Source organism: Nocardia amamiensis NBRC 102102 (genome assembly GCF_001612745.1).
GTDB classification, from domain to species: domain Bacteria; phylum Actinomycetota; class Actinomycetes; order Mycobacteriales; family Mycobacteriaceae; genus Nocardia; species Nocardia amamiensis.
The window spans coordinates 1-4849 of sequence record NZ_BDBA01000339.1; the positions used below are offsets into that span (position 1 = coordinate 1).

Annotated in this window: 5 protein-coding genes and 1 pseudogene; 1 reads left to right on the forward strand and 5 read right to left on the reverse strand. The window is 69.6% G+C overall.

The features are described 5' to 3' along the window. Nucleotides 1-166 precede the first annotated feature (166 nt). From scpB to NA4_RS37245, 4 genes are all read right to left on the reverse strand, one after another. Nucleotides 167-823 (reverse strand): SMC-Scp complex subunit ScpB, encoded by a 657-nt coding sequence (gene scpB, locus NA4_RS37230; protein ID WP_067480738.1) that lies wholly within the window; start codon nucleotides 821-823, stop codon nucleotides 167-169. A 13-nt stretch (nucleotides 824-836) separates the two neighbouring features. Further along, nucleotides 837-1643 (reverse strand): segregation and condensation protein A, encoded by an 807-nt coding sequence (locus NA4_RS37235; RefSeq protein WP_067480741.1) that lies wholly within the window; start codon nucleotides 1641-1643, stop codon nucleotides 837-839. 641 nt (nucleotides 1644-2284) lie between these two features. Then, complete coding sequence (locus tag NA4_RS37240; protein WP_067480744.1) at nucleotides 2285-3229, reverse strand: ParA family protein; 945 nt, start codon at nucleotides 3227-3229, stop codon at nucleotides 2285-2287. Between the two features lie 191 nt (nucleotides 3230-3420). Next, nucleotides 3421-3648: a hypothetical protein gene (locus tag NA4_RS37245; protein ID WP_067480747.1), complete on the reverse strand. Its 228-nt coding sequence runs from the start codon at nucleotides 3646-3648 to the stop codon at nucleotides 3421-3423. Between the two features lie 81 nt (nucleotides 3649-3729). Here NA4_RS37245 and NA4_RS43115 point away from each other — a divergent pair. Further along, nucleotides 3730-3804 (forward strand): annotated as a pseudogene (locus NA4_RS43115) (hypothetical protein); the annotation flags it as partial. Between the two features lie 20 nt (nucleotides 3805-3824). Here NA4_RS43115 and xerD read toward each other — a convergent pair. Next, nucleotides 3825-4778 carry a site-specific tyrosine recombinase XerD gene (gene xerD, locus NA4_RS37250; RefSeq protein ID WP_067480750.1) on the reverse strand — a complete coding sequence of 318 codons (954 nt, stop codon included), beginning with the start codon at nucleotides 4776-4778 and terminating at the stop codon, nucleotides 3825-3827. Between the last annotated feature and the right edge of the window lie 71 nt (nucleotides 4779-4849).

The window sequence follows — 4849 nt, forward strand, 5'->3', positions numbered from 1 at the left end:
CGCGGCTCCCGCCGCCCTGCTGGGCGCCACGGGCGGTGGTCCCCCGTTGGGCCGAACGCGCGTCGCGTGAGTTCGTGTTGCGGCTCGCGCCCCGTTCGGGCTGGGTGCCGCGTTTCCTACGATCCGGTGTGCCATCTCGGCGAGCGGAGGTATTCATCGTGTCCTGTCACTCTTCGGTGCCGAGGTCCAAATCGGCCTCGGCGGGTTTCTTCAACCTGGTGTAACGGGGGTCCGTCTCCAGGCTCTCGTTGATCTCATCGATCAGGTCGACGCCCGGAAGCAGGGGCGCCAGCGGCGGCAGGTCGCTCAGCGACGGCAGCCCGATCCGTTCCAGGAACAGCTCCGTCGTGCAGTACAGCGTCCCGTTGGTCTCCGGGTCGACGCCTGCCTCGGCGATCAGTCCCCTGGCCAGCAGCGTGCGCATCACGCCGTCGACGTTCACGCCGCGCACCGCGCTGACCCTGGTCCTGGTCACCGGCTGACGGTATGCCACCACCGCCAGCGTTTCCAACGCCGCCCGGGTCAGTTTCGATCGGGAGCCGTCGAGCAGCATCCGCTCCACATACGGGGCGAACTCGCTGCGAGTATAGAAGCGCCAACCGTCACCGACGAAACGCAGATCGATGCCGCTGGAGCGTGCCGTCAGTTCGGCTGACATGTCACGCAGGGTGCTTTCCACCCGTTCCGCGGTATCGCCCAGCGCGGCCGCCAATTGGTCCACCGGGGCCGGAGCGTCGACCACGAGCAGCATCGCCTCCAGCGCCGAGCGGAACTCGGCGTCCTCGAGCGGTTCCGGAGTGAGATCCGTCACCGCCTCACTCATGACCGCGCCTCCGTCACCCGTAGTCCTCCTCGATAGTCGCGACGTCCGCCTGTTCCGCCGCGTCGTCGCCGATCCAGCTGACCGACAAGGGACCGAGCGGATCGGGCTGGTCGAACTCGATCGTCTTGCCGCGATACAGCTCGAGCAGCGCGAGGAAGCGGGCGACGATCTGGACCGGGACTTCGCAGTCGGCGACCAACTCGCCGAACGAGGTCCACGCACCCGCTCCGCGCTGTTTGAGCCGTTCCAGCACCAACGCCGCCTGTTCGGCCACCGAGATCGCGTGCGTGTGCAAGTGGTCGAGCCCGACCTTCGGCACCGGACGGGGCCGGAAGGCCGCCGCGGCGATCGCGGCGAACTCGGCCGCCCCGACACCCAGCGTAACCTCGGGCAGCAGATCGGCGTAACGCTCCTCCAGACCGACCGCGCGCGGGTAGCGGCGTAGCGCCGCGGCCTCCAGCTCGCCGAGCAACTCGGCCACCTGCTTGAACGCGCGGTACTGCAGCAGCCGCGCGAACAGCAGATCGCGCGCCTCCAGCAGTTCGAGGTCTTCGGCGTCGGTCATCTCCCCGGACGGCAGCAGGCGCGCCGCCTTGAGATCCAGCAGCGTGGCGGCGACGACCAGGAACTCGGTGGTCTGGTCCAGGATCTTGTCCGCGCGCAACGTGTTCTGCCGCGCCGCGTGCGCGGTCAGCGCCTTCGTGTAGGCGATGAACTCGTCGGTGACCTTGTGCAGCGCCACTTCGGTGACGTCCAGCTTGCGCGAGCTGATCAGGGTGAGCAGCAAGTCGAAAGGACCCTCGAAATTGCTCAGCCGCAACCGGAATCCCGACGCCTGCGCGGTAGTTTCTCGAGGAGAATCCCCGGGCTGGGCACTCGCCGAGGGATCGGCTGCATCGCCGCCTTGCTGTGTACCCGCCGCAGCGTTCCCCGGAACCTTGGGAGTATCGGCTGCCTGCCGCGAATTATCCGATGGCGCACCCCCGGGAACCTCTGGCGAGTCGCCCTCCTGCCGCCGACGCTCGGGCGTGGCACTCCCCGGAATGTCGGGCGCCTCCAGCGCAGCAGCAGACGAATTGCTTTGCTCTGCGGAGTTATCGGTCGCAGCGTCAGTGTGCCCCGCGGGCTCGTTCACCGGGGGTTCGTCCGCGGAAGCGCCGGTATGGCTCTGACCAGACGCTGCGGAACCCTCCGACTCCGTACTGGAGGGGATACCCCCGGACACGGCCGGATTCGGGCGTTGCGCCGCCGCGCCCCGGCCCGCAGCGATATACGCGGCGGCCGCGTTTCCGAGCGCGGGAGGCTTGCCGGAACCAGCGGATCGCCGGCTCGTGGGTGCTTCGGCGTCCGGCGCATCGGCATCGCGCGCACGGTCGTCGAGCGGAGGTGTGGCACCGGCCGCGGAAGACCCCTGGCCGGATGAGTTGTCGGTGGACGCAGACGAGGGGCCGGAGGGGCCGCTCACCGGCCCGACCGGTGGATGACTTCCCGAGCCATCGACCGGTATGCTTCGGCACCACTGGATTTCGGCGCCCACGTGGTGATGGGCTCGCCCGCGACGCTGGCGTCCGGGAAACGCACGGTGCGCGCGATCGCGGTGTCGTAGACCAGGTCACCGAACACCTCGACCACCCGCGCCATGACCTGGCGGGAGTGCAGCAGTCGAGCGTCGAACATGGTGACCACTATTCCGTACAGGCTCAGCCGCGGGTTCAGCCGGTCCCGCACTTTCTCCACGGTGTCGTTGAGCAGCGCGAGCCCGCGTAGCGAGAAATACTCGCATTCCATCGGAATGATCACGCCGTCCGAGCAGGCCAGCGCGTTGACCGTGAGCAGGCCGAGGGAGGGCTGGCAGTCGATGAGGATGTAGTCGTAGCGGTTGCGCACCGGCGCCAGCGCACGGCCGAGCGACTGTTCCCGGCCCACCTCGTTGACCAGCTGGATCTCCGCGGCGGACAGGTCGATGTTGCTCGGCAGCAGGTCCATGTTCTGGACGCGGGTCTGCATCAGCACGTCGTCGATGGACACGGTGGAGCCGATGAGCAGGTTGTGCACGGTGTGGGCGAGAGTGTGGTGGGCCACGCCGAGACCCGCCGACAGCGCGCCCTGCGGGTCGAGGTCGACCAGCAGCACCCGGCGGCCGTATTCGGCCAGCGCGGCGCCGAGGTTGATAGTGGAGGTGGTCTTGCCCACCCCGCCCTTCTGGTTGCACATGGCGACGATCAGGGCGTCGCCGTGCTGACCCACCGGTGGCGGGTCGGGGACCAGCCGCAACGGCCGGCCCGTCGGGCCGAGCGTCGCGTCCTCCGGGACCGGCTCCGCCCCGGTGCCCCACAGCGTTTCCGCCGCGGCGTCCGAGTACGGACCCGGTCGCGGACCCGTAAGCGGCTCCGCCCCAGCACCCATCGGCGGCTCTGCCGCGCCGGCTGTCGTCACGATCCGCTGCTCCTTATACGTTCCTGCCGGTTGCCTCGCCGAGCGTAGCGAGGCCGATCAGGGCCCGACCTCGCTTTCGTACGGTCCAGCTCTCGATAGACGCTACCGCTTGACGCCACTCGAGTGCCGCGCCTGCGCGCGGCGTGTTCGTCTCGCGCTGGTCAGCGCCAATGCGGGCCGCTGTCGAAATGCACGTCGAACCGGTCGTGTACGTCGTTCATGCTGTCCCAGTCCGCCTCCCCACGCGCGATCCGGCCGAGTTGCCGGAAATACTCGAAGCGGACGATACCCGGTGAGCGGGCGGCCAGGAACTCCGCAGGCCCGTCCGTGTCGGCGGCGAAGGCGTGCACGACATTCGGCGGGATCACCACCAGGCCGCCTGTGCTCACCGGCCGCGCAGCCCTACCGCGTTCGGAGATCCGTCCACCAGCAAGCCGAATATCCCTGACTCCGCAGGGATTCGTCACCGCATCGTCGGGATCCTGCGGCAGCCTGGCGTATTCGAGTACACCGCGATCCGGGCAGCCGAACGCGCCCGGAACTCGGGAAGACCGCGCCGGATGGATCAGCGAGCTCGTGGGTGGGCAGTCGCCCAGACTTCGCGCAGGGTGGTGACCGTGACCAGCGTGTAGATCTGCGTCGTCGTCACGGAGGCGTGACCGAGCAACTCCTGCACGACGCGAACGTCGGCCCCACCGTCGAGCAGGTGGGTGGCGAAGGAGTGGCGCAGCGTATGCGGCGACACCGCCGCCGCGATGCCCGCGCGTTCGGCGGCGGTCTGCAACACCTGCCACGCGCTCTGCCGGGACAGGCGGGCGCCGCGGACATTCAAAAACAGCGCTCCCGCGTTTCCTTTCCCGTGCGAGGCGAGCGTCGGCCGCCCACGCACCAGGTAGGCGTCCACGGCGGCGAGGGCGGGCCGCCCGATCGGCACCACACGCTGTTTCCCGCCTTTGCCGCGCAGGACGACCGCCCGTTCGTCGGTGTCCAGATCGTCGACGTCCAACCCGACCATTTCGGAGATCCTTGCGCCGGTGGAGTAGAGCATTTCCAGCAGCGCCCGGTCGCGCAGGCCACGTGGTCCCCCGTCCGCGCCCGCCGCGGCGTCCGGGCCGTGCGCGGATCCGCCGCCCGCGGCCTCCAGCAACTTCAGCACCTGGTCGTAGGGCAGCGCTTTGGGCAGCCTGCGGCCAGGCGTGGACGGCTTGACGGCGTGCGCGACATCGGTGCTGGTCAGCCCCTCCGCCGCGGCGAAACGATGCCATCCGCGCACCGCGATCAACGCGCGTGCCGCCGAGCTGGCCGCCAGCGCCGGGTGCCCGCCGCCCCCCGAACGCAGCGTGACGGTGAACTCGCCGACGTCCGGCTCGCCGACCTGGTCCAGCGAGCCGATACCGCGCCCGCTCAGGAAGTCGAGGTAGCGGCCGAGATCGCGCCGATACGCGGCGAGGGTGTTGGGCGCGAGGCCGCGCTCGACAGCGAGATGGTCGAGGTAGGCGTCGAGTTCGCGAGCGAGCACCACCGCTCAGTCTGCGGACTTGCGCGCCGCCTGACGGCGCAGCAGCGCGGTGGGCAGTCCGGGCCACGGCG